Raw genomic sequence first — 22854 nt, 5'->3', positions numbered from 1 at the left:
AAAACCACGGGCTTCCCCGGCTTTGGCTTTGACAGGGCTTCTCTCGCGTTTCACCCTAGCGACCAGTGGTGAGGGAGTCGATCGAGGTATCCGCCATCCTGGTGACCTATAACAGCCGTCCGGTGCTCGACGGCTGCCTCCGCTCCCTGCAAAGGCAAGAGGGGATTCGGCTCGAGATTCTGGTCATCGACAACGCATCCGAAGACGGCACGGCCGATTGGGTCGCCCGGAGCTTCCCCGACGTCCGCCTGCGGCGGAATCCCGAGAATGTCGGTTTCGGTAGGGCGTGCAACCAGGGGATGCGGGAGGCGAGGGGGGAGATCCTGCTCTTCGTCAACCCCGACCTCCGGTTCCCCGAGCCGGATGCGGCGGCGCGGCTGGCCGCGGCCCTGCGTGCCGATCGCTCCTTGGGTATCGTGGGTCCGGCTTTCTATCAAGAAGACGGGTCGCGGCAGCCGAGCACGGCTCGACGCTACCCGAACGAACGGTCGACGAGGGGAGAGCTGAGCGGTTTGCCCGGCGAGATCGCGGCTCTGTTGGGCGCCTGCCTCGCGTTGCGCGCGGAAACGGCCGCGGCGGTCGGAGGGTTCGACGAGGATTTCTTTCTGTACGGGGAGGACCAGGATCTCTGCCTCCGCGTCCGCCGGTTGGGGCTGCGGCTCGGCTGCGTTTCCGAGGTGCGTGCGGTCCATATCGGCCGACACAGCGAACGCGGGACGAGCCCGCGGGAATATTGGCGCAAGAAGCTCCAAGGGGAGTACCTCTTTTACCGGAAGCACTATTCGGGCCGGTCGATCCGGCGGATCCGGATCCGTCAATGGGTAAAGAGTTCCTGGGAGCTCTTCCTGCTCGGCCTCTGCCGACCGGTGGCCGGACGGGCGAGCGGCTGGAACGAGCGGTGGAGCAAGTACGCAGCCATCCGGGCGGCGGCGGAGGGCAGGGAAGAGGGCGACCCGAAGGGAAAAGGGTGCCTTCCCGCCGGCCGTCGGGAACGGGCGTCCGTGGGAGCGGATCGGGGATGAGGCAGGATTTCCGGAAGGATTTCGACGAGCTTCTGGACCTCTACGATTCCGGGATCCCGTTCGCTTTCGCCCGCTTCAACGATGGGGAAGCCCGCATCCTCGCCAACCAACCGGTCGGATGCAAGCACGAATGGCAATACCGGCCGGGAAACGATCTGCACTTTCGCGCGTCGCTCCGGGAGTCGCTCCAAGTGCGGCACGACCGCTATTTTTACGGCCTGCCTTCCTGGGACATGAGCCCCTGGATGCACGATCTGGTGCGGGGCCTCACCGCCGCGCGTCGGGAAAGCCTGACCTTCGCCGCGCTCTTCGCCAACGGGAATCACGATCGATTTCTGGAGGAGTTCGTTCCCCGGCTCCGGCGCCGGGACCGCCCGATTCTCTTTGTGGGGAACGCCCGCCTTTCCCGCCGCCGGTTGGAGGAGCTGCTCGGCATCTCCGATTTTCTTCCCCTCGCCGGGGACTGCGTCAGGCTGTGGCGGAGGAAGGAGCGGGAGCTTCTCGATCTAGTCGATCTCAAGGCCTCGCTTTCCCGCGGAGCGGTCTTCCTTGTCGCGGGGGGGCCTCTCGGAAAGATCCTCATCCATGCCCTCTGGAAGGTGTCAGCCGAAAATACCTACCTCGATGTCGGATCGGCCCTCGATCCGCTGCTTTTCGGAAAGCCGACGCGCGCCTACCATCGGGATCCCGTCAACCGGGCTCTGATCCCCTGCTGGAAGCCGGAGGGAGGAGAGGGAGAAAGCTCGACGGTGCCCGCGTCCGGGCAGGAAAGGCAACCAAGCTGATGTCCGAACCCGAAAAGCCGCTGGTCACGGTGGGAATCCCGGTCTTCAACGGTGCCCGCTTTATCGCGCAGGCGATCGAAAGCGCCCTGGCCCAAAGCTGGCCTCCGGAGGAGGTGATCGTGGTCGACGACGGCTCCAAGGACCGGACGCCGGAAATCCTGGAGCGATATCGCGACCGGGTGACGATCCTCCGGCAAACCAATCAGGGGGCAGCCGCAGCGAGAAACCGCATCCTCCTGGAAGCCCGCGGGGAATGGATCCAGTACCTGGATGCCGATGACTATCTCCTTCCCGAAAAGATCGAGCGTCAGTGGATCGAGTGCTCCCGCCGGGATGCGGACGTCATCCTTTCTCCTCTGCTCGAGGAGCGGTGGGAGGCGGGGAAGCCGTTGCCGGTCCGCCAGCCGCCGGACGAAGGAGACCCGGATCCGATCGTCCGCTGGTTTCAGCGCAAGAATCCGCAGGTTGCCGCCGGGCTCTGGCGCAAGAAGTCGCTGGCCCGCATCGGAGGCTGGAACCGCTCCATTCGCTGCGCCGAAGACAACGAACTTTATCTGCGATCGCTCCAGGCGGATTTCCTCTTTGCTTGGACGCCCACGGCGGGTGCGGTCTATCGGGCGGACTGGTCGCAAGGGTCGTTGTGCCACCGCAACCATCGGGAACTTTTTCAGACCGAGCTCTCCCTGTTCGACAGGATGTCCCGCTGGCTCGAGAGACGCGGCCTCTGGACGGACGCGCGGCGGGAAGCGGCGGCACAAGGATATTTCCGGGTGCTTCGGGAAATCGCCAAGGACGACGTGCGCGAGGCGGCACGGCTCTACCAGGAGCGCGAGAAGGGCGGCCTCGTCTATCCTTGCGGGCCGAAGGCTTCCCGCGCCTATCGCACCCTTTTCGGCCTGCTCGGCTTCGAGGGAGCGGAGCGGGTTTGCCGAGCGGCGTCCCGGCTCCGGCCGCTGGAACAGAGCTTTCGAAGCCTGTGGAAGGGAACCGCCCGCCCACCGGGCGCTTGACGCCGATCGATCGATCAAGCCACGAACGGCTTGACACTGCGTGCGGTTCCGCACCAATCTCTCCGATGCCCTTGGAGAAGGGAGGGGGACTCGATGCATCGGCATGCGGTCGATCTGTCACGGGAGCAAGGAGATAGCGGTTATTTCTTCCGTGACATCCGCGCCGGATTCGCGAAGATCTTCGCCGACCGCTTCTGGTTTCCGAAGATATTCCTCGGCGGATTTCTTCTCATCAACCCGATTCTCTTATCGCTCGCCCCGAAGGCGGGCGGCTGGCTTGCCCAGCATAAAACGCTGGCGGTTTCCCTGCTGGCGGTTAACGTCTCCAGCTTCTGGTTCTCCTTGGGCTTCACCTTCGAGGTCCTCCGCCGGGCCCGCTTCGGCGGGAGGCAACTACCCGAATGGAATTTCCACGTTCTCGGACAATACCTCCGCGAGGGAGCGGTCAAATTTGTGATTTCCCTCACGACGTTGCTTTTGCCCCTCGTCCTCTGGATCGCCTTCTGCCATGGCTTGTTCATCCGGCTCTTGGGGCTTTCCCCACAGTTGCTTTCTCTTTTTGTCCCTTTGGGAAGCTGGCTTGCGGTGCCGTTTTGCGCCGTGGCCTGTTGCCGCTGGCTTGACGGTGCGTCGGTGTTCGCTTGCGCCCTCGATTACCGGGAAAATTTACGGATTTTTTGGAAACATCGCGGCGACTTCCTGATCGCTTCCGCTTTCCTCGGAGGGTTGAACGCTATTTTGATGTCTCTTTTTTATACGATTCCTTTTGCCCTCTTTTTCGGGCTATGCCTTGTCGACACTTGGTTTGGTCCGATTTACGCCTCCGCCGTAGAGACCGGATCCGCCTCGGTCGCGCCGGCGGACTCGGGGGCTTCCTAGAACTGGATGGCTCGTAAGGGACCTCCGGCAGCAACGCGTGATTTCCTTTGATTCAGCGGCTGCGAACCCGGTCCTTCCTGAAGTGATCGAGGCCATGCTCCCTTTTTTTCGGGAGCCCGGCAACCCGACGAGCCTTTACAGCGCCGGCATGCGGGCGCGGGAAGCCTTGGAGCGGGCGCGGGAGGCGGTGGCCGGTTTGCTCGGAGCGGCTCCCGCCGAGATTTTCTTCACCTCCGGAGGAACCGAGGCGATCAATCTCGCCATCAAAGGCTTCTACGAGGCCAACCGAAAGCCGGGCGCCCGTATTCTGTGCGCACCGATCGAATCCGCCGCGGTCCTGCGCTCGCTCGATCGGCTGCGCGAACAGGGGGCGGAGATCGTATCGATCCCGGTCGATCGGGAAGGCCGCGTCGACCCCGCCGCGGTCGCCGCCGCACTCGATCCTCGGACCATCTTGGTCTGCGTCCAGTGGGCCAACGGGGAGACGGGCACGATCCAACCGATCGCCCAAATCGGGCGGATCTGCGAGGAAGCAGGAACAGCCCTCTTTTGCGACGCTACGGCGGCCGTGGGTTGGACGCCGGTGGATTTCTCTCAGACATCGGTGTCGCTCGCCGCGGCGCATTTCCGTGGGTGCGGAGGTCCGGTCGGGGTCGGGGCTCTCTACAAACGGGAAGAAGTGGCCCTCGAGCCCCAGATTCATGGCGGGCCGCAAGAAAAGGGGCTGCGCGCCGGCACCGAAAATCTTCCGGGAATCGTCGGAGCGGGCAAGGCGGCGGAATTGGCGTCCGGGACCGTGGGCCCCTCGGTGTCCCGCCTGCGTCTCCTTGCCGAAACTCTCTGGAAGGCGATCCGCGACGAGATTCCCGCACTCCACTGGCACGGTCCGCCTCCCGGAGAAGAACGGCTCCCGCACCATCTCTCTTGGAGTCCGGAGGGGGTCGAGGGGGAGGCGCAGGTGCTCGCCTGCGATCTTCAGGGCGCGGCGATCGCCGCGGGTCCGAGCTGCATCAGCAAATCGTTGCGAGGTAGCCATGTCCTCCGGGCGATCGGTGTTCCGGCCAGACTTATCCGCTCGGCGGTTCAGCTGACCTTGAGCCGAGAGACATCCGAAGCGGATGTCGCCTTTTTCTGCCGAATCTATCCCAAGGTCATCGAACGGCTACGATCGCTCTCGCCCGCCTGGCGGCTGGCGAAGGAGCGTTTGGCTTCGCGGCCTTTCCCGGGCGAGGGCGGCCGATGAACGAGCCCCGGAGCCCGGCCGCAGGCAGAGAGGACGGAGCCGCCGCTCCGGGAACCGAACACCGGGTGAGGGGGCGGCTTCTGGTAGCCTCCGCACTCTTGATTGCAGGTTTTCTCCTCACGTTTCCCCTGGATTTTTCCGCTTACCAGGCCTTGGAACGGATCGATCACCCTCTCTTCCAACAAGCTGCGCAGCAGTTCAGCTTCTGGGGAGACTACTTTCCCGGAAGCGTCCTAGTCTCGGTGATCCTCTTTACGGGCGGCTTGCTCGCACGGAACCGGCGGATTCGATCGGCTGCCTTGGCTAGCTTGCTCGCCGCTACCTGCGCCGGGCTCAGCGTGGATGCCTGCCGCTTTTCCTTCGGACGCCCGCGGCCGTACGCCACCGCGGCCGCTGCGGCCCTTCAGCTCGGACGCGCTCCGGAGGTGAAAGTCTCGTTCGGGAGAACGCGTCCGGGAACCGATCTCCCCGATGGCTTCTACGGCCCGGTCGGCATCCACATGTTTCAGGGATTTCCCTCGGGCCACGCGACTTCGTCGACGGCGAGCGCGGTCGCCGTGCTCCCGTTGGTTCCGGAGATCGGCATTCCCTTGACTCTGCTGGCCGCCGGTGTCTGCTGGTCGCGCATGGAGCTGCGGCAGCACTACCTGTCGGATGTCGCCGTAGGCGCGCTCTGGGGCGCGCTATGGGGGATCGGGTTCGGCCGGCTGCTCCTCGGGCGGCTTCCTCCCAGGCCGAAGCCCGCGCCGGCTTCTCCGCGGCATGCGTGGCTTGAACGGAAACGCGGGCAGTCGCGTTAAAAAAAATAGGTACCTCGATCGAATTGTTTCCTCCTCTAACGATTCCCGGAAGAGCGGCGCGGTTCCCGTGCCGCTCTTCTCATTTTTGCTCGGTCCGCAATAAAAAGGAAGAAGGCCGCGGCAAGCTGCCCGCGGCCTTCCCCCTTCCTGAACGCTCCGAAAACGGCTCAGACGTCGTAATACATCTGGTATTCGATGGGATGCGGGCGGAGGCGCAGCATATCGTACTCTTTTTTCCGAAGCTCGAGGATGGTCTCGATGACGTCCTTGGTGAAGACGTCGCCCTTGAGCAGGAATTCGTGATCCTTCTCGAGCGCCTCCATGGCGCCGCGCAGGGAGTCGGGAACGGTCGGCACATTCTTGAGCTCCTCGGGAGGAAGCTCGTAGATGTTCTTTTCCAGCGGCTCGCCCGGGTCGATCCGATTCTGGATTCCGTCCAAGCCCGCCATCATCATCGCCGTGCACGCCAAATAGACGTTGGCCGCCGGATCGGGGGTGCGGAACTCGATGCGCTTGGCCTTGGGGCTCGGAGAATAGATCGGAATCCGAACCGAAGCACTCCGGTTCCGCGCCGAGTAGGCGAGGTTGACGGGCGCCTCGAATCCGGGAACGAGCCGTTTATAGCTGTTGGTCGTCGGATTGGTGATAGCGGTCAGCGCCGGCGCATGCTTGAGGATGCCTCCGATGTAGTGCAGCGCAAGCTCGCTCAACCCCGCGTAGCGGTTCCCCGCAAAGAGCGGCTTCCCGTCCTTCCAAAGGGACTGGTGGGTATGCATCCCCGACCCGTTGTCGCCGAAAAGCGGCTTCGGCATGAAGGTCACGGTCTTGCCGAAGCGGCGGGCGACGTTCTTGACGACATACTTGTAGATCATCATGTCATCGCCGATCCGGAGCAGGGTGTTGAAGCGGATGTCGATCTCCGCCTGTCCCGCCGTAGCCACCTCGTGATGCTGTCTTTCCACGGCGACCCCGAGGCTCTCCAAGCCTAAAACCATCTGGTCGCGTACATCCTGGAGCGTATCGGCCGGCGGGACGGGAAAATAGCCTTCCTTGTGCCGGATCTTATGGCCGAGGTTCGGCTCCTCGTCCCGACCCGTGTTCCAGATTCCCTCGACGGAATCGACCTCGTAGAAAGCGCCGTTGGCCTGGTTGTCGTAGCGGACGTCGTCGAAGATGAAGAACTCGGCCTCCGGCCCGAAGAAGGCGGTATCCGCGATGCCGGTGCTCTTCAAATACGCCTCGCCGCGAATCGCGATGCTGCGAGGATCGCGAACATACGTCTGCCTCGTGATCGGATCGGAAATCGAGCAGATGAAGCTCAACGTCGGTTCGGCGATGAACGGGTCGATGAACGCCGTGTACGGATCGGGCATGACCAACATGTCCGACTCCTGGATGCCCCGCCATCCCCGGATCGAGGAACCGTCGAAACCGACCCCTTCTTCGAAGGCTTCGACCGCCAGCTCGTTGATTCCCATGGTAAAGTGCTGCCAGGTTCCGAGAAGATCGGAAAACTTCAAATCGACAAAGCGCACATTGTGTTCCCGCCCGAATGCCAGCGCTTCCTCTCCCGAAGCGCACCGCCTATACTTTTCTGCCATATACGACTCCCTCTTTCTCCTCTGAATCGCTTTCCCTTTTTGTCTGGACCGGAGTTGGCGTGGGCGCCAGCGCCCCCGCTTCCGTCCTCTTTTTTCGCGCCGGGGACCCTCATCCGGAGCAAAGCCGGAACCGCCTTCCCGCGCAAAAGAGATCTAAACCGCTACGCACTCTATGGTTCCAACCGTTTCCCGCAAACCGGGCGCGCCGCCGGCGCAGCCCATTCCATGACTCACATGCGTTGCCAGGGGAATGGGTCAGGCCGGCCGCCCGGCGAGCGCCGCCGGGACGAGGAAAGACCGACCGGTTTCCGTCGAGGCGACAGAGCAGGGGGCCATAGCCCTAGATCGCATGCTCGTTGCGTTCCCCGGTACGAATGCGGATTGCCTCGGACACAGGAACGACAAAGATCTTTCCGTCACCGATCTTACCCGTTCGCGCGGCCTTGATGATTGCCTCCGTCGCCTTGGGGAGCAACTCCTCTTCCAGAACCACCTCAATCTTTACCTTAGGAAGAAAGTCGACCGTATACTCGCTGCCTCGATAAATCTCCGTATGCCCTTTCTGGCGGCCGAACCCCTTGACCTCCGCCACGGTCAATCCGGCGATCCCGATTTCCGTGAGCGCCTCTTTGACCTCTTCCAGCTTAAAGGGCTTTATCACCGCCTCAACCTTGCACAGCGCCATGTTTTTCCTTTCCGATTCCTCCTCTCCGGACTGCCGAATTTTCCGGAACCACCACTGTGTTGCTAGCCGTCTTTTGCCACGACTGCAACACGAAAAGCATCTTTTATGCCAGCAAACGCTTTTCGATCACCCGCCGTTGCCCGCGTCGATCCCCGGGCGTCCCCGAGTCGCCGACGCCCGGCACGGCGCGGGAACCCTTTCGCGACGATCGCACGCGTTGCCCGGCCGCGGGACGGGAGCGTTCCCGTGTCAAGACCTCCCCATTCTGCGCCCTAGTGTGTTAACATAACTACTATTGTGCGCAGTAATTAAACCTCCCATTCCGCCGCCTCCGAAAAGCCCGGATCTCGGCTCCTTCCCCTTCCGTCTGCGGGCACCGCTCGGGCTCGGTCCGTTCAGTTCGAACCGCCGTGCTTCCAGCCCAGGGGCTCTCCGCCCAGCAGGTGGAGATGCAGATGCGGCACGCTTTCTCCCGCGTCTTTCCCGTTGTTGATGATCAATCGGAAGCCCGTCTCCGCGATCCCCAGATGCGCGGCAACGGTTTTGGCCGCGAGCAGCAGATGTCCGAGCAGCTGCTGATCTTCTTGCTTGGCCTCGGAAAGACGTGGGATCGGTTTCTTCGGAATCACTAGGGCATGAACGCGGGCGACCGGATGGATGTCGTGAATCGCGATGCAATGGTCGTCTTCGTAGATCACCTGAGCAGGAAGCTCTCGATCGATGATGCGGCTGAACAAGCTTTTCATGGCAAATTCCGGGCGCGCGGCTGATGGGAACGGCTCATAGCAGCGGCAAGGTTTCCGACTGCGGAGATGATCGATTCAATTTCTTGACGGCATGGACGAAGTCGCTCGCGTCTCGGAACTTCCTGTAGACGGAAGCGAAACGGACGTACGCCACCTCATCGAGTGTCCGCAGCTTTTCGACAATCCTTTCGCCGATGGCACTCGACGGGATCTCGTGACCGTGAGCCTGGACAAGTTCGGCCATCACGCGATCGACGAGATCCTCGATCGTCTTAAGGCTGATCGGACGCTTTTCACACGCCTTCTCGATACCGAGGATCATCTTTTGACGATCGAAGAGCTCGAAGCTCCCGTCACGCTTTTGCACCCGCAAGGCGAGCCTCTCGATCTCCTCATAGGTGGTGAAGCGCGCGCCGCATTGGAGACATACGCGCCGCCGTCGGATGATCGCACCTTCCTGCAACGGCCGGGAATCGATCACCCGATCCCGCAAGGCTCCGCATTTTGGGCATTTCATCGTGATTCAGGCGGCCGCTGTTTTTCTTCCATGGGGCATGAAAAGGGAGACGAAGCGACGGCAGCTACCGTCTGATGACTGCGCTTGCCCCCTGCCCTTTGCTCGATCGTATAAGCCGGGCCGGAGCACGCTCCCTTCATGATCCTGGTAGAGAATAACCGGAGTTCCGGCAAACGTATAGCCCGGCGCGTTTGAAAAATTCGTCAGGCGAAGTTCGTTCCGGCCAGGAGTTTACGGTTGCCCCGGGTATATGCCAGTCTGGGCGTGCGGCTATTTGTTTTTTTAGTGGAAATGCGCATCGCCGTGGGCTTACTTGGCCCATGAAAATCAAGACGGCTAGTCTTTCGGCAGAACCGCTTCGCGTGCAAGAGATCCTGCAACCGGCGATCCTCGGCCTCGAGGAGCCGGCGGCCCGAGGGAAAGAGCCGATTGTCGTCGACCTTTCGCTGACCCTGATCGACGATCTGATCTTCGGTGGAGGACTGGTCGAGACGGCCGTGGAGCTCCAGTGCGGCCGGTGCTGCCGCTGGATGCGCTGGCCGGTTCGTCTGCCGGATTTCCAGGTCCGCATCCGGCCTCCGTTCCCTCTGTGGATCGACTTGACACCTTTTGTCCGGGAAGACATCCTGTTGGCCCTTCCGATGATCGCCGTCTGTAAGGAGGGATGTTTCGCCGAATGGACCGGAGCGGGGAGCGAAGGCGAAACACAAGAGTCGATCCACGGCAAGGACGTTTGGGAGATCTTGGAACGGTTCCAGTGGAATCGGTGATTCCCTCCGGCTGAAACGATTCGAAACGACGGCAGCAGAACCGGTCGATTACGGATTTTCCGCAGAAGGCTCACAAAGGAGACAACATGGGAGTTCCCAAGCGCAAGACATCCAAAGCCCGCCTTCGTTCCCGAAAGGCGGCGAACCGGTGGAAGCCTCCGGGGCTTTTTAAGGACCCGAAGACAGGCAACCTCCACCTTCCCCATTGCGTAGATCCCGCCACCGGCAGCTATCGTGACCGCCAAGTTCTGACCAAGAAAACTGAAGCGTGATCGCCAGTGCTAAAGACGATGAAGATCGCTTTAGACGTAATGGGAGGTGATTTCGCGCCGCAAAACCCCTTATTGGGAGCCTTGGAGGCGCTTCGAGCCTACCCCGACACCTACCTCTTCCTTGTAGGGGATCAGAACCAGGTTGCCGAAGCCTTCTGGCGCCACGGCGGACATCCTTTCGCGGATCGCGTCGAGTTTGTCCATTCCACCCAAGTGGTGCCGATGGACGCGCAAGCAATCGAGAGCGTCCGGCAAAAGCGGGATTCCTCGATCAGCCACTGTGTCCGGCTCGTGAAAGAAGGCAAGGCCGATGCCCTCGTATCTGCCGGCCATACGGGAGCCGTCGTGGCCGCGGCTACGATCCTTTTGCGAACTCTCCCCGGAATTCAGCGCGCCGGGATCGCCACAGTCATTCCGACCGAGCAGAAGCAGTTTGTGCTCATCGACTCCGGAGCCAACATCGACTCCGGTCCCACGCACCTCCTCGGCTATGCTATCATGGGCAGCATCTACTCGCGCGAGGTCCTTCACGTCGCGAATCCGCGAGTCGGACTCCTCAGCATCGGGACCGAAGACGTCAAAGGGAATGAGCTGACGAAACAAGCATTCAAGCTCTTGACGCAGGCGGACATCCGCTTCAGTGGCAACGTAGAAGGTCACAATCTCTTCGAAAATCCGGTGGATGTCGTTGTTTGCGATGGCTTCGTCGGCAATGTAGTACTGAAAACAGCCGAAAGTGTCGCGAAGGCCGTCATGCACTGGTTGCGCTCCGAGCTAGGCCGGAACCCACTCCGGATGTTCGGAGCCTCCCTCGCTCGTGGAGCCTTTCTCGCGGTAAAGCGGAAGTCGAGCTACGAAGAATATGGGGGTGCCCTCCTCCTTGGCATCAACGGGACCTGCATCATCGCCCACGGAGCCTCTACGCCGAAAGCCATTCGCAACGCGATTCGTATTGCGCGGGAAGCCGTTATGCAGAATGTGAACAGCAGGATCGTCCAGGAAATGAGGCGTCATTGTGAGGCGAAATCCGAAAATACAACGGCTTCGACAGTCTAGACCCGCGATTGTAGGCACAGGGGCCTATCTTCCCGCAAAGGTGCTCCGCAACAGCGACCTTGAGCGGATGGTCGAAACGAGCGATAGCTGGATCGTCGAGCGAACGGGCATCCGAGAACGGAGGATTGCCGCCGAAAAGGAATGTCCCTCCGACATGGGGGCCGCGGCGGCATTGATGGCACTGGAGCGTGCGGGACTGGCGCCTAACGACCTAGATTTGATCATAGTGGCGACGACGACGCCGGACACACTCTTCCCCTCGACGGCTTGTCATATTCAGCAAAAAATCGGTGCGCGCAAAATCCCGGCCTTTGATCTGCAAGCGGCCTGCTCGGGATTCCTTTACGGTCTTGTCATGGCCTATCACATGGTGGCCCTGGGGACCTATCCCACTGTCCTCGTCGTCGGCGCCGAGAAGCTATCTTCCATCGTAAACTGGTCGGACAGAAATACTTGTGTTCTATTCGGCGACGGTGCCGGTGCCGTGATCGTCCAGCAATCCACTCAGGGCGGACAGATGATCGCCCACGACTTGGGATCGGATGGTTCTCAAGGCCAGGTGCTCACCGTCCCGGCCGGCGGCTCGCGGTTGCCCCTCACCCCGGAGAACATCGGAGAAGGGCTCCAGTTTATTCAGATGGCCGGCAAGAAGGTCTTCCGCCTCGCCATCGACGCCATGGAAACGACCGCCAGAAACTGCCTGAAGAAGGCGGCACTCCAGCCGGAAGAGGTGGGCTACGTCATCCCTCATCAGGCAAACATGCGGATCATCGAGTTGCTTTCCGAACGCTTACATCTCCCGCTCAAGCGTTTCTTCACCCACTTGGAGCGCTACGGAAATACGTCGGCGGCTTGTATCCCGATCGCCCTCCACGAGGCACTGACTGCGGGGGACATCCGGCCCATGGAAAAGGTCCTGCTGATCGCGTTCGGAGGCGGCCTGACCTGGGCCAGCGCTTTGTTGGAGTGGTGACCACCCGGTCCTACGAGCGGAGGCCAGCGCCCTGATTCAAGGGAAAATGACTTCGGCCAGCCGGTCGAACTGATCGAAGATGCCGCGTTGATATCTTCGCAAACGGCTTCTCATCATTGTATCGGTCAGGCCCGGAATCTTTTCCTTTAGAGTAAGGGCGCTTCCTAGAGAAAGGTTATTCTTGTTGAGATCGACCACGACGGAGGTAGGCGCGAGCAGGGGAATCCGAACTTCTTGCGGGAGCCTCTTTTTAAGAAATTCCGCACCCTCCTTGGTGTGTTCCAGTGCATCCATTTCCTTGCCGTCCTTCTCATTTTTGACGACGACGTACTGAAGGTGGTCTCCCAGAGAGGCTGCCCATCGCAACAAGACAACCACCGAATCCGGATCGGTGGTGATACATCCCCAGCCCACGAAACGAACCGTTTCCCGCAGCTCATCGAACGGCACATCCTCGAACCATCGCAGCATCTCGTCGCCGCTGCCTGCGCGCAAATCGACGAGCACGATGCGATGGTCGCCGCTTTCCGCCATTGCGACCACGGAATCGACGCTCCGGACATTGCGAGGACTCACCGGCATCGCATCCGGGAAAAACCGATGAAAAGATTGGTTTTCATCATCCGCATCCACGAGCAGATGCGGGACGTGCTGACCCGCCAGATAGTCCGCCAGATGGCAGGCCAACGTTGTCTTGCCTACCCCGCCTTTCGTGCCGAGGACGATATGGATTACGCTTTTGGTCATGGCTAGCAACTCAGAATTTCTTTACGCCGCGGATGATTTGCCGGAAACCGGGCCGCGGCGCCGGCCCTTCTGTGTCTTCGGCTGATTTTCTTCCGATTTCTGCTCTCCGCGGGAAGGCAGGAAGGTAAGCCTTTGGATCGGTGCGACGGATGATGCATCGGTCTTCTGGTGAGCGGCGCGCCCTTTGGCGGCGGCTTTGGCGGCGGCGATGGCGTCTTCCACGCTCATCTCCATGGATTCGGTCGGCCATTCGCCCGGTTGCTCCTCCGGGATTCGAGCCGCCTCGGCCTGCGGCCGCTTTGCGGCCGTCTTCCTTTCCGGCTCGATCTTGCCCATCGTCTCTGCTTCGGCCCCTGCCCGGGCCCCTAGCGCTATTCCCTTGCCGATCAGGCTTGGATGGGGAAGCTCGCTGAATTTTCCTTCCCGAGCCCACTTCCTACGCACCTGCACAAAGTTGTACAAGGCATGCTGACTCACGCTCACGCCCCGCCCGCGTAGTATGTCCGTGATTTCGCGCCAGCTCTTCCGCCTCTGGCGCAATTCCCGGATCGTATCCCAGTGGGCCTCCAGCTTGCTCCGGTACGGCTTCCCGGCCATCGTTGCTTTTGTAGGCAGCCCCGCCCATCTCGTCAAAAGAAAAATGTTCTAGAAAACAAGGAGAGACACATCTCGCAATTGATCCATGTTTTACTAATACATGATCCATTTTCCATACATGCTTCGCCCCTCACCGGAGCGCCTCTTTTCTTAACTCATTCTTATCCTTGTGCCGCCGGCCCACGTGAGTTACCAATGGGTGGTGCGCATTTATCCCGGAGAGGAGTGCGGGGTCGTCGCAGTATACGGCCACGTCAACGCGGCCGCTCTGGCTACCTACGGCCTGTATGCGTTGCAGCATCGGGGAGAAGAAAGCGCCGGAATCGCCACCTCGGACGGCAAGCAGCCCTTTCGGATTCACAAGGGGATGGGTCTGGTCTCACAGGTGTTCGATTCGTCTTCCCTGGCCGCGCTTCCGGGACAGATAGCCGTCGGCCACGTCCGGTATTCTACCACCGGATCCAGCAACCTGACGAACGCGCAGCCGATCGCCGTCCGCTGCTCGCACGGAGAGCTGGCCCTGGCGCACAACGGAGACATCGTCAATGCAAGCCATCTCCGCGCCCGGCTGGAGGGACGCGGCTCGATCTTCCAAACGACCACCGACAGCGAGGTGATTCTCCATCTGATGGCCCAACAAGTGGGCAGGTCCGTAGAGGAAGCTTTTCTCTGGGCCCTCGACCAAGCGGAGGGTGCGTATTCCCTGGTCCTCATGACCAAGGACAGGATCTTCGCTGCCCGGGATCCGCACGGCTTCCGCCCCTTGTCGCTCGGACGCTTGGACGACGGCTACTTCGTAGCGAGCGAAACTTGCGCCTTCGATCTGCTCCATGTCCAATTTCTCCGGGATATCGCTCCGGGAGAGGTCATCGCTATCGATGCCGGCGGAGTGCACATCTTGCGGCCACCGAACCCGAGGCAAACTTCAGCTTTTTGCATCTTCGAATACGTCTACTTCGCCCGTCCGGATAGCACGATCCACGGGATCAACGTGAGCCAGGCTCGCATGCAAATGGGACGTGAATTGGCTCGCCTCCACCCGGTCGAGGCGGATCTGGTCATACCGGTGCCGGACTCGGGTAACTATGCCGCGCTCGGATTTGCGGAAGAGGCGGGGATCCCTTTCGATTTAGCGTTTGTACGCAATCACTACGTCGGCCGGACTTTCCTCCAGCCCACCCAGCTCATCCGGGACTTCAACGTCCGGATTAAGCTGAACCTAGTCCAAGAATCGGTTCGCGGGAAGCGCGTCGTCGTGGTGGACGACTCGATCGTACGGGGCACGACGGCCCGTGCGCGGGTCGCTAACCTCAGGGAAGCGGGTGCCGCGGAGGTGCACATTCGCGTGAGCTGTCCGCCCCACCGCTTCGCCTGCCATTACGGAATCGATTTTCCCGACCCGAATTCTCTCTTGGCCAATCAACTGCCGGTCGAGAGCATTCGGTCCTACTTGAATGCGGACTCGATCGGATACCTCGACATCGACGGCCTGCTTCGGGCCTGCGGCGCGGGGCGGTCCGCCATCGATTTTTGCACAGCTTGCTTTACAGGCGATTATCCGGTCGCGTTTCATCGCGGGCGCTACAAGGAGATTCTGGAGAACAGCCCATCGACGCGGCTGGCGGCCAAATAGCGAGCATCGCTGCGATTTCCCATTCCGAATATGGACCGATACAGCGAAGCCGGTGTCGACCTCGATCTGGCCGCCTCGGTTAAGGCTCGCCTTCGGGGGCTTGTTCGAAGCACCAGACGTCCCGAGGTCATCGGGGCCATCGGCGGATTCGGCGGGCTATTTCGCCCGGACTTCCATGCCTTTCGGGAACCGATCCTCGTTGCGAGCATCGACGGAGTCGGCACGAAGCTCAAGATTGCCGCCCTCGCCCGTCGCCATCAGGGAGTGGGTGAAGACGTGGTCCATCATTGCGTTAATGACATTGCCACCACGGGCGCGGAGCCCCTTTTTTTTCTCGACTATGTGGGGACCTCCCGCCTCGATCCGACAAGCTTTCACGACATCCTGCGGGGAATGGCTCGCGCTTGCCGGAGAACCGGCTGCGCGCTTCTGGGCGGAGAGACGGCCCAGTTGCCGGGAATGTACCGGGACGGCGAGTATGACTTGGTGGGCGCTATCGTCGGAGTCGTGGACCGCTCAGCGCTCCTACCCCGCGCCGGAATGCGGGCCGGAGATCTTCTGGTCGGCCTCCGCTCCTCGGGCCTTCATACCAACGGATACTCCCTAGCGAGAAAAATTTTATTCGAGGAACAGAACCTCACGCTCGATTCGCGGATTCCCGGCTGCCCCCTTTCCTTGGGAGATGAGCTGCTCCGAGTCCATCGTTCGTATTTGCCTGAGCTTCGGCGGCTGCGCCGGCTCGAGCTTCCGGTTAAGGGAATCGCGCACATCACCGGCGGAGGGCTGCCGGAGAATCTCCCGCGCATTCTGCCCAAGCGGCTCGACGCCCAAATCAAGATCGGAAGCTGGCGGATACCTCCCCTGTTCCGCTTTCTGACCAAGGTCGGGAAGCTTTCCCAGGAAGAAAGCTATCGCGTTTTCAATATGGGGATCGGCATGGTTCTGGTTGCTGCTGCTGATTGCGCCGAGCGCGTCGCTCAGGCGGTCGGCGGAAGAATCATCGGCAAACTTGTGCCGGGAGAAGGACGAGTTCTTCTTTGTTGAGCTAGCTTTTCGTATTGTTTACAGAGAAAAGCCTCAAAGTGGAGGCGGAGGGAGTCGAACCCTCGTCTTCTCGCGGACTCCCGTTCGCTTCTACAAGTTTAGTAGCCCGATGAACATAACGCGCCCGCCGCCAGCCGGGCTACACGCGATGCAGGCGGTACGCCGGGCTTTTCCTTGCCACCCGCTCCTGGAGCCCGCAACCATGAGCAGGTCGTCCGGCAGAAGAACACGCTTATCTCGCCCGTACCGGCGCGGGTCGAAATAAACGCTTGCTGTCCAGCAGTTCGCTTAGGCAGCAAGAGCCAACTCGTGGTCGGCAGTTATCTTTTTCGAGCGGGTTTTTTTACGAGGCCAACCCACTCGCGAGCCCTCGACTTGCCACGAACGGGGATGCGCAAGAATCGATTACCGTTTGCGCCCCCGTCGATAACCATACAACCTTATGCAGCGGATCGCGCTCTGTCAAACGCGGCCGCCTTCTCAAGGACGCCAAGAAAGAGGAATTTCCGCAAAGCCCCAGACCGATTTCGCGCTGGGAAGCGAGGATCGCAAGCGATGTCGGGAAATCCCAAATGGCCTCCCGACGATGACGGCAACCGGCGGTGGATGCGGCACACCTTTCTCCTTTGCCTCCTCCTATTCTTCCTATCCGTCATTCAATTCGCTATCGGGCTGCTCGTCGCCCTCGGCATTCGGATTTACCCTATTTAGGCTTAGGCCGGACGGCTAACCCCGCCGGCGCATGACATCACGCATGTCTTTTTTCGCTTCCACGGCCCGAAGCTCTTCCCGCTTGTCGTGTTCCGCCTTTCCGACCCCGAGACCGAGCAGCACCTTGATCGTGCTCCCCTTCCAATAGAGCTTCAGGGGAATGAGCGTGCGTCCTTTGAGCGAGGTCTCGCCGAAAAGTTTCCGAATTTCGGCTTTGTGGAGCAATAACTTCCGCCGTGCCTTCGGGTCCCGGGTGGTGAAGCCGGCGGCATTTTCGTAAATGGGGATATTCATCTGGTAGAGCCATGCCTCCCCGTCCTCGATGCGAGCAAATGCTCCATCGAGTTGCCCTTTTCCCTGCCGAAGCGATTTCACCTCAGAGCCGAGGAGCACCAAGCCTGCCTCAAACGTCTCTAAAAAGGTGTAATCCCTTCGGGCACGACGGTTTACGACTAGATCGATGATAGCGCGCTCACTCACGGGCTCACCGACCGGTCCTTGCGCCTCAAGAACGGCGCGATTTGCTCGCTACGAGAGCCTAGGTCTCTCCTGAAGCTCCCCATGGCTTGTACCAGGGGCTTGCCAGGCGTCTGTCATCAGACCACCGGTTCTTCCAGAACCAGCGAGGTTAATGCTGTGGGAGGCTCCTCCGCGGGAGCCACCGTCAGCTTCCCATCGGCGATCTCCTTTAAGGCGATATGGAGCAAGCCCCATTGCGGATGGACCTCGACCAATGGCCGTGCCCCTTTCGCCAACAGACGCACCCGCCCCGAAACCGCGTTGATCAAGATTTCCGGGGAGCCCATTTTCTCAAGTGCTGCGGGGAGCAGCGTGGTAATCGTAATCGTATCGCTCACGGTTTGCTCTATTGCTTAGCCCAAGGGGACCTACTTACAGCTATTCGTTGGAAAAAGCAATCCGTTCCCCGGAAAATCCTCGAGAAGCCGGGGAACCCTTGCGGCCGGAGCCGGCGCGTTCGAGCCCTCGAACCATCAGCCCGCAACAAACAAGATCCGTCCACAATTATCGCAAAAAGCGAACTCCGCCCCCACTTCCGCCCGCAAGAGCGTCTGCCGAGTCAGCTTCATGTGGCAGCCTCCGCAGTTTCCGTGGACGACCGGGACGACAGCATTTTCTCTGTGTCCTCGCACAAGATTTTGATAACGCGCCAGAAGGGCTTGATTTACGGCGGTCGCCCGCCTCTCCCGATCCTTTTCCGCATCTGCCAGCTGGTCCCTCAACCGGGATTCCTTCTCCGCCAGCGCCTTTCGCTGCTGCCGGGCTTCCTCTTCCGCTTCCCTCGCCTTCTCTTCCTCCTGCTTCACGTCGATCTTCAAGGCGTCGCCTCTTTCGAGGAGCAGCAGCACCTCCTCCTCTTCCCTCTCCACCTCGCTCTTGACCTGGAGAATTTCATGGGAGAGCGCCTGATATTCTTCGTTCTTCCGCACCTGCATCTGTTGTGCTTGATATCGGGCCAGACGGCGGCCCAGCTCCTCGATCTCACCTTCCTTTTGCCGTCGCAGCAGCTCGGTCGACTGCTGTGCCTGCTTGGCCTCCAGCAGCTTCCGCTTCGCATCCGCCAACACCGCTTCCACACGTCTCCTGGCAAGAGGCAGTTGCGCGATCTCCAAGCGAAGGCGCGCGATTTGTTGATCGATCTCCTGTAGTGCAAGCAAAGGAGGAAGATCCGGATGCATCTTCCTTTCCCATACAGCCGGCACGGCGCAAAGGCAAGGAACGGCCGCCTCTTTTTCCTCTGCGCCGGACGAATCACCACAAGCGAAAGACCACCTGGACCGAGGCCTGAATCCTCATTTCTCCGCCGCTGACGGGAAACACGGCCGCAGTGCCCTGCTGTGCCACCCCGCTTGCAGCGCCTTCCAGTTCCAACCGCGAAAGCGGACGCGCAGGCTCGGGCCCTTCCTGGATGTTCAAGACCGGCCCCAACTGTGCACCTGCCGCCTTAGCCAGGAGTTCAGCCTTCCCCCGCGCCTTCTCCAACGCCTTTCCCAGCAATTCCCGATAGAGAGGCTCTAGTCGATTCGACAGCCATTCGACTCCGGAAACCTCGTCGACTCCCGCAGCGAAAAGAACGGCAAGCAGCCCGCCCAACTGGGAGAACTCCGCCAGCTCGATCGCCTCCCGGCGCGTCACTCGGTACGCGATGGTGCGCTCTTTCCCCTCCTTTTTCCCCTTTCCCTCGGCCATGACTGGCTGCAGTCGAATTTCCGAGGTCTTCCAGGCCGCCTTTCCGCCCCATTCACCATCCACCCGTTTGCGAATGTCCCCAAAGCGGCATTCGTCCCGCTGTTGGGCTTCGCCGGGAGTCTTCCCCTCGCTGATCAAAGCGAACCGCACGACCGCTCGATCGATTGGCACTGCCGCCTCGGCCTCTGCATGGACCCGGATGGTCCGCACGCTCTCCATCTCTCCCCTGGCGGCATCCATGCCCGCGCTTCCCAGCCATGCCGACAGCAAAACGATCGCAGCCCACGCGCCGGAACGGCAGTTACACATATGAATGGCCGCGCTCCTCCCCGCATCCCATCTTCCAGCGCGTAACTCCATGGGTTTCCGCTCCGCGTAAAAACAGAGGCTAAAAACGACTTTTTTCCGCTATTTTGTGATAAGATCAGCCGCGGCGAGGTTAAGGGTGCACTGCGGCCCGTCGGGTCGGCGAAAGGGCTGGCCGATCGGATAGCCTAATAGACGCTCCGTCGCCTCCAGAATTGCTTCTTTCGGAAATTCGACTGCGCGGTACAGGGATCGAACCTGTGACCCCTACCGTGTCAAGGTAGTGCTCTCCCTCTGAGCTAACCGCGCCCGCTCCCTGACGCTAACCCATGCCCCTGGGCGGCAGCAAGCAAAGAAAACTCGCCGCCGGGCACAAAGTCCTAGGGGATGCACGAAGTGAGCCGACAGCCCAAAATGCCCCCCTGACGACATCTGGAACCTTCTGATGATCGACCACAAACGGCTCTAGGCCATGATGACTTGTCTCAAAATGACCGCGATCGTCGATCGGCTCCTCCACCACAGCTACCGGCCACGACCCGTGGAGGAGGCTATCGACTCATCGAGAGACCGCGCGCGGCGGTGCTGGTGCAGCAACAGCCCAGCTCCTTTGCCGCAACCGTTCCGAAACCTGCATAGCGGTCAATTCCCCCTGTCGCCAGCGAATCAGTTCCTCACGTCGCCTGACACGCCGTCCGGCTTTCTCATCCCTCTCTGCCATGCTAGCTTGGCGTATGCTGACACTCCACCTCGCCTCCACCAATCCCCACAAGTTGGCGGAGTTTCAACGCCTTTTCGGGCCTTCCTTAACCCTGGTGCCCGCAATCTTCCCCGCCGCCGACAACCCATGGAAGGAAGATGGACTGACGTTTATGGATAATTCCATCACAAAAGCTATATCGTATAGCCTCACCCACCCCGGGTTGGTGCTGGCCGATGATTCCGGCCTTTCGGTCGCAGCCCTTGGCGGCGAGCCTGGAGTTCGCTCTGCCCGCTATGCCGGCCCCCGGGCAAGCGACGCTGAGAATCGCCGCCTTCTTCTTCACCGCCTTGCAGACGTCCCGCAAGAGGAGCGCACCGCTGTTTTTTCTTGTGCCCTGGCCTTGGCGACGAACGGCCAAATCTTGGTTACCGTGGAGGCGAGCTGCCGAGGTAGGATCACACCGCTACCCCGAGGCCGCGAAGGGTTCGGATATGATCCCATCTTCTTGCCCGATGGGGCCCTGCTTACCTTCGCGGAGATGACACCGGAGCAGAAGGACCGCTACAGCCATCGGTCGCAGGCGGTCGCGCGGCTCCGCGAATGGCTGGCGTCCGCCCAAAGGATCGGATAGGAGCCGAGCCTGTGTTTCGGTCCAATTTGTTTTGCATTCGACTCGACCAAATGCGAGGGCTTCGACGACAATTCGGCTATGAAAGCGATGATCCTGGCCGCCGGCAAAGGCACTCGCATGGGTTCCTTAACCACGCAGGTGCCCAAGCCGATGTTGAGCGTCGGCGGGCGGCCGGTACTCGATCGGATTGTTTGCGGCCTCCGGGATTCCGCCCGGGTAACGGAGTTCTGTTTGGTCGTGGGGCACCAGCAAGAGCGTATCCGCTCTTATTTTCAGGATGGAGCGCCGCTTGGAGTTTCGATCGTCTATCGGGAGCAAAAAGTCCTCGACGGCACGGGGCGCGCCCCTCTGCTCGCGCGTGACTGGGTTGGCGAAGAGCCCTTTCTCCTCTCTTACGGGGACATCTTGGTCGACCCGCAGGAATATCCTCGCCTGATCGCGGCATACTGCGACGACGGGGTTGTCGCCGTCTGTTCCCGGCAGGACCTCCGGTTGGGAGGAGCCGTACGACTCGACTCCAACGGCTTAGTCCAGGATATTATTGAAAAACCGCAAAATCCCGATCTCTGGCCGAATCGCTACTACAATGCCGGGATCTACGTGTTTTCGCCCCGGGCGTTTGTTTTTATGGAGAGGTTGGAAAAATCCCCGAGAGGCGAGTATGAATTGACAGCGGCCGTCCGCGAGCTGGCCCGGAGCGGCAAGGTGCATGGGCTGGTTTTACAGGGCGATTGGGCCGACGTCCGGGATCCGCAAGTTTTGGCGGAGCTCAATCGCAGGCGGCATTAGGGGGATCGCGGAAGCGTGAGGAAAACCGATGGCGATGCTTGGGCCCAAGCCATCGAATCCGTGCTATGCTATCTGGCTACCGAAAAGGATCATGCCGCCAACACCCAGCTCAGCAATCGGCTTCTTCTCGAAGCCTTCGCCCGATGGGCGGTGGAAAACCGCCTCTGCGATCCCGCCCGCGTCACCATCGAAGACATTCACAGATACTTGGCGCGGGAGCGCGACAGGGGATTGGCTCCTAGCTCTCTTAAATCGCTGATCGTGGCTTTGCGTCATTTGTTCTTCTTCTTGCGACGAGAGGGCACAATTTCCTCCGACATCGCTACTGATCTGGAGATGCCGAAAGTCGGGCTTCGAATCCCCCGAGTTTTGTCGGAGAAGACAATAATCCATCTTTTATCCATAGAATATCCATCTACCCCGGAAGGCATTCGCGATCGCGCCATCCTGGAGACCCTCTATGGAGCCGGCCTACGGGCGAGCGAACTGGTCGGCCTCCGCTTCACCTCGTTCTTGCGGGAAGAACGGTTGTTGCGTGTTTTTGGAAAGGGCGGCAAGGAACGGATGGTTCCCTTGGGTAGGGCCGCGGTTCGCGCGCTTGAGGTCTACCTTCGCGAGGGTCGTCCTCTCCTTCTGGGCGCGCGAAGAAGCGACTTTCTTTTTGTGAAGCGCGGCGGCGGTCCGCTCAGCCGTTTTGCTTTGAATCAACTCCTCTCCCGCCTAGCCCGGCGGATCGGCCTCGGCCGGGGAATTCATCCCCACCTATTGCGCCATTCGTTCGCGACCCACCTTCTTCATCACGGCGCGGACCTCCGATCCTTGCAGCTCTTGCTCGGTCACGCCGACCTCGCCACCACTCAGATTTATACCCATGTCGACGCCGATCGGCTCCGGGAAGTGCATCGGCGGTTTCATCCGAGAGGTCAATGACGCCTTCGTCGCGGAACGCCTTTTTACGGCATCCAAGCAAAAGCATTTTCCGCAGCGAACCCGTCGCGTTCCGTTCCTCGTGGCCGTGCCGGGAGAAGCGGTTCCCTCGCGGGGAATGTCTCCCTTGGGGTCCCTGCTGGACCGGAGTGCCTCTTGCTTTCCTGCGGCGGACCGCGCAGCCGAAGGATTATTACGT

General features: G+C 60.8%; 26 protein-coding genes, 1 tRNA gene and 1 other RNA gene. 16 read left to right on the top strand and 12 right to left on the bottom strand.

The genetic code is table 11. From position 1 onward, the window contains the following. Positions 1 to 65: 65 nt before the first annotated feature. The 6 genes from MTHMO_RS05340 to MTHMO_RS05315 all read left to right on the top strand — a co-directional run bounded on the left by MTHMO_RS05340 (position 66) and on the right by MTHMO_RS05315 (position 5739). Complete coding sequence (locus tag MTHMO_RS05340) at positions 66 to 1022, top strand: glycosyltransferase family 2 protein (protein WP_202213861.1); 957 nt, start codon at positions 66 to 68, stop codon at positions 1020 to 1022. Then, positions 1019 to 1807: a hypothetical protein gene (locus MTHMO_RS05335; RefSeq protein ID WP_202213860.1), complete on the top strand. Its 789-nt coding sequence runs from the start codon at positions 1019 to 1021 to the stop codon at positions 1805 to 1807. The genes MTHMO_RS05340 and MTHMO_RS05335 overlap by 4 nt, the downstream gene beginning before the upstream one ends. After that, complete coding sequence (locus tag MTHMO_RS05330; RefSeq protein ID WP_202213859.1) at positions 1807 to 2817, top strand: glycosyltransferase family A protein; 1011 nt, start codon at positions 1807 to 1809, stop codon at positions 2815 to 2817. Before MTHMO_RS05335 ends, MTHMO_RS05330 begins: the two co-directional genes overlap by 1 nt. A gap of 93 nt (positions 2818 to 2910) precedes the next feature. Beyond that, positions 2911 to 3696 carry a DUF4013 domain-containing protein gene (locus MTHMO_RS05325; RefSeq protein ID WP_202213858.1) on the top strand — a complete coding sequence of 262 codons (786 nt, stop codon included), beginning with the start codon at positions 2911 to 2913 and terminating at the stop codon, positions 3694 to 3696. Positions 3697 to 3733: 37 nt separating this feature from the next. Beyond that, entirely contained in the window at positions 3734 to 4939 is a 1206-nt protein-coding gene (locus MTHMO_RS05320; protein WP_255535346.1) for a cysteine desulfurase family protein, read from the top strand. After that, positions 4936 to 5739, top strand: coding sequence for a phosphatase PAP2 family protein (locus MTHMO_RS05315; RefSeq protein WP_202213856.1), 804 nt, complete (start codon positions 4936 to 4938; stop codon positions 5737 to 5739). The genes MTHMO_RS05320 and MTHMO_RS05315 overlap by 4 nt, the downstream gene beginning before the upstream one ends. Positions 5740 to 5906: 167 nt before the next feature. On the opposite strand, the gene glnA is transcribed toward MTHMO_RS05315, so the two are convergent. The 4 genes from glnA to nrdR all read right to left on the bottom strand — a co-directional run bounded on the left by glnA (position 5907) and on the right by nrdR (position 9288). Then, a complete protein-coding gene (gene glnA, locus MTHMO_RS05310; RefSeq protein ID WP_202213855.1) occupies positions 5907 to 7340 on the bottom strand; it encodes a type I glutamate--ammonia ligase in 1434 nt (477 codons plus the stop codon). A 340-nt stretch (positions 7341 to 7680) separates the two neighbouring features. Then, a complete protein-coding gene (locus MTHMO_RS05305; protein ID WP_202214857.1) occupies positions 7681 to 8019 on the bottom strand; it encodes a P-II family nitrogen regulator in 339 nt (112 codons plus the stop codon). 401 nt (positions 8020 to 8420) lie between these two features. Next, positions 8421 to 8771 carry a histidine triad nucleotide-binding protein gene (locus MTHMO_RS05300; protein ID WP_202213854.1) on the bottom strand — a complete coding sequence of 117 codons (351 nt, stop codon included), beginning with the start codon at positions 8769 to 8771 and terminating at the stop codon, positions 8421 to 8423. Between the two features lie 34 nt (positions 8772 to 8805). Further along, positions 8806 to 9288, bottom strand: a complete 483-nt coding sequence (gene nrdR, locus MTHMO_RS05295; protein WP_202213853.1) for a transcriptional regulator NrdR — start codon at positions 9286 to 9288, stop codon at positions 8806 to 8808. Between the two features lie 320 nt (positions 9289 to 9608). On the opposite strand from nrdR, the gene MTHMO_RS05290 reads away from it, so the two are divergent. The 4 genes from MTHMO_RS05290 (at position 9609) to MTHMO_RS05275 (ending at position 12359) form a co-directional block, all read left to right on the top strand. Then, the gene (locus MTHMO_RS05290; RefSeq protein ID WP_202213852.1) at positions 9609 to 10058 is read left to right on the top strand and encodes a DUF177 domain-containing protein; all 450 of its coding nucleotides are present in this window, start codon (positions 9609 to 9611) and stop codon (positions 10056 to 10058) included. An 86-nt stretch (positions 10059 to 10144) separates the two neighbouring features. Beyond that, positions 10145 to 10330, top strand: coding sequence for a 50S ribosomal protein L32 (gene rpmF / locus MTHMO_RS05285; protein WP_202213851.1), 186 nt, complete (start codon positions 10145 to 10147; stop codon positions 10328 to 10330). An 18-nt stretch (positions 10331 to 10348) separates the two neighbouring features. Continuing rightward, complete coding sequence (gene plsX, locus MTHMO_RS05280; RefSeq protein ID WP_202213850.1) at positions 10349 to 11386, top strand: phosphate acyltransferase PlsX; 1038 nt, start codon at positions 10349 to 10351, stop codon at positions 11384 to 11386. Then, on the top strand, positions 11364 to 12359 hold the full coding sequence (locus MTHMO_RS05275) for a beta-ketoacyl-ACP synthase III (protein ID WP_305061211.1): 996 nt from the start codon (positions 11364 to 11366) through the stop codon (positions 12357 to 12359). The genes plsX and MTHMO_RS05275 overlap by 23 nt, the downstream gene beginning before the upstream one ends. A 36-nt stretch (positions 12360 to 12395) precedes the next feature. Here MTHMO_RS05275 and MTHMO_RS05270 read toward each other — a convergent pair whose 3' ends face one another. Together MTHMO_RS05270 and MTHMO_RS05265 are read right to left on the bottom strand one after the other, a co-directional pair. Further along, a complete protein-coding gene (locus MTHMO_RS05270; protein ID WP_237394917.1) occupies positions 12396 to 13106 on the bottom strand; it encodes an AAA family ATPase in 711 nt (236 codons plus the stop codon). A 21-nt stretch (positions 13107 to 13127) separates the two neighbouring features. Then, complete coding sequence (locus MTHMO_RS05265; RefSeq protein WP_202213848.1) at positions 13128 to 13703, bottom strand: hypothetical protein; 576 nt, start codon at positions 13701 to 13703, stop codon at positions 13128 to 13130. A 184-nt stretch (positions 13704 to 13887) separates the two neighbouring features. Between MTHMO_RS05265 and purF the strand changes: the two genes are divergently transcribed. Then, positions 13888 to 15336, top strand: coding sequence for an amidophosphoribosyltransferase (purF, locus tag MTHMO_RS05260; protein ID WP_237394782.1), 1449 nt, complete (start codon positions 13888 to 13890; stop codon positions 15334 to 15336). A gap of 30 nt (positions 15337 to 15366) precedes the next feature. After that, positions 15367 to 16380 (top strand): phosphoribosylformylglycinamidine cyclo-ligase, encoded by a 1014-nt coding sequence (gene purM, locus MTHMO_RS05255; RefSeq protein WP_202213847.1) that lies wholly within the window; start codon positions 15367 to 15369, stop codon positions 16378 to 16380. A gap of 36 nt (positions 16381 to 16416) precedes the next feature. On the opposite strand, the gene ssrA is transcribed toward purM, so the two are convergent. Beyond that, positions 16417 to 16802: a transfer-messenger RNA gene (gene ssrA, locus MTHMO_RS05250) on the bottom strand. 133 nt (positions 16803 to 16935) lie between these two features. Here ssrA and MTHMO_RS05245 point away from each other — a divergent pair. After that, positions 16936 to 17091 carry a hypothetical protein gene (locus tag MTHMO_RS05245; RefSeq protein WP_202213846.1) on the top strand — a complete coding sequence of 52 codons (156 nt, stop codon included), beginning with the start codon at positions 16936 to 16938 and terminating at the stop codon, positions 17089 to 17091. Between the two features lie 15 nt (positions 17092 to 17106). On the opposite strand, the gene smpB is transcribed toward MTHMO_RS05245, so the two are convergent. The 5 genes from smpB to MTHMO_RS05220 form a co-directional block, all read right to left on the bottom strand. Continuing rightward, positions 17107 to 17571: an SsrA-binding protein SmpB gene (gene smpB, locus MTHMO_RS05240; protein ID WP_202213845.1), complete on the bottom strand. Its 465-nt coding sequence runs from the start codon at positions 17569 to 17571 to the stop codon at positions 17107 to 17109. Positions 17572 to 17687: 116 nt separating this feature from the next. Further along, positions 17688 to 17948, bottom strand: a complete 261-nt coding sequence (locus MTHMO_RS05235; protein ID WP_237394781.1) for a DNA-directed RNA polymerase subunit omega — start codon at positions 17946 to 17948, stop codon at positions 17688 to 17690. A 135-nt stretch (positions 17949 to 18083) separates the two neighbouring features. Beyond that, positions 18084 to 18788, bottom strand: a complete 705-nt coding sequence (locus MTHMO_RS05230) for a zinc ribbon domain-containing protein (RefSeq protein ID WP_202213844.1) — start codon at positions 18786 to 18788, stop codon at positions 18084 to 18086. A 73-nt stretch (positions 18789 to 18861) separates the two neighbouring features. After that, positions 18862 to 19539 carry an SIMPL domain-containing protein gene (locus tag MTHMO_RS05225; protein WP_202213843.1) on the bottom strand — a complete coding sequence of 226 codons (678 nt, stop codon included), beginning with the start codon at positions 19537 to 19539 and terminating at the stop codon, positions 18862 to 18864. 303 nt (positions 19540 to 19842) lie between these two features. Then, positions 19843 to 19914, bottom strand: a tRNA-Val gene (locus MTHMO_RS05220). A gap of 425 nt (positions 19915 to 20339) precedes the next feature. On the opposite strand from MTHMO_RS05220, the gene MTHMO_RS05215 reads away from it, so the two are divergent. The 3 genes from MTHMO_RS05215 to MTHMO_RS05205 all read left to right on the top strand — a co-directional run bounded on the left by MTHMO_RS05215 (position 20340) and on the right by MTHMO_RS05205 (position 22658). After that, positions 20340 to 20939: a non-canonical purine NTP pyrophosphatase gene (locus MTHMO_RS05215; protein ID WP_202213842.1), complete on the top strand. Its 600-nt coding sequence runs from the start codon at positions 20340 to 20342 to the stop codon at positions 20937 to 20939. Between the two features lie 78 nt (positions 20940 to 21017). After that, complete coding sequence (locus MTHMO_RS05210) at positions 21018 to 21728, top strand: sugar phosphate nucleotidyltransferase (RefSeq protein WP_202213841.1); 711 nt, start codon at positions 21018 to 21020, stop codon at positions 21726 to 21728. A 15-nt stretch (positions 21729 to 21743) separates the two neighbouring features. Next, a complete protein-coding gene (locus MTHMO_RS05205; RefSeq protein WP_202213840.1) occupies positions 21744 to 22658 on the top strand; it encodes a tyrosine recombinase in 915 nt (304 codons plus the stop codon). Positions 22659 to 22854 lie beyond the last annotated feature (196 nt).

This window comes from Methylacidimicrobium sp. AP8 (genome assembly GCF_903064525.1).
In the GTDB taxonomy this organism is placed as follows: domain Bacteria; phylum Verrucomicrobiota; class Verrucomicrobiia; order Methylacidiphilales; family Methylacidiphilaceae; genus Methylacidimicrobium.
Note: the sequence above shows the minus strand (reverse complement) of the source record. Positions and strands in the feature narration are given on the sequence as shown.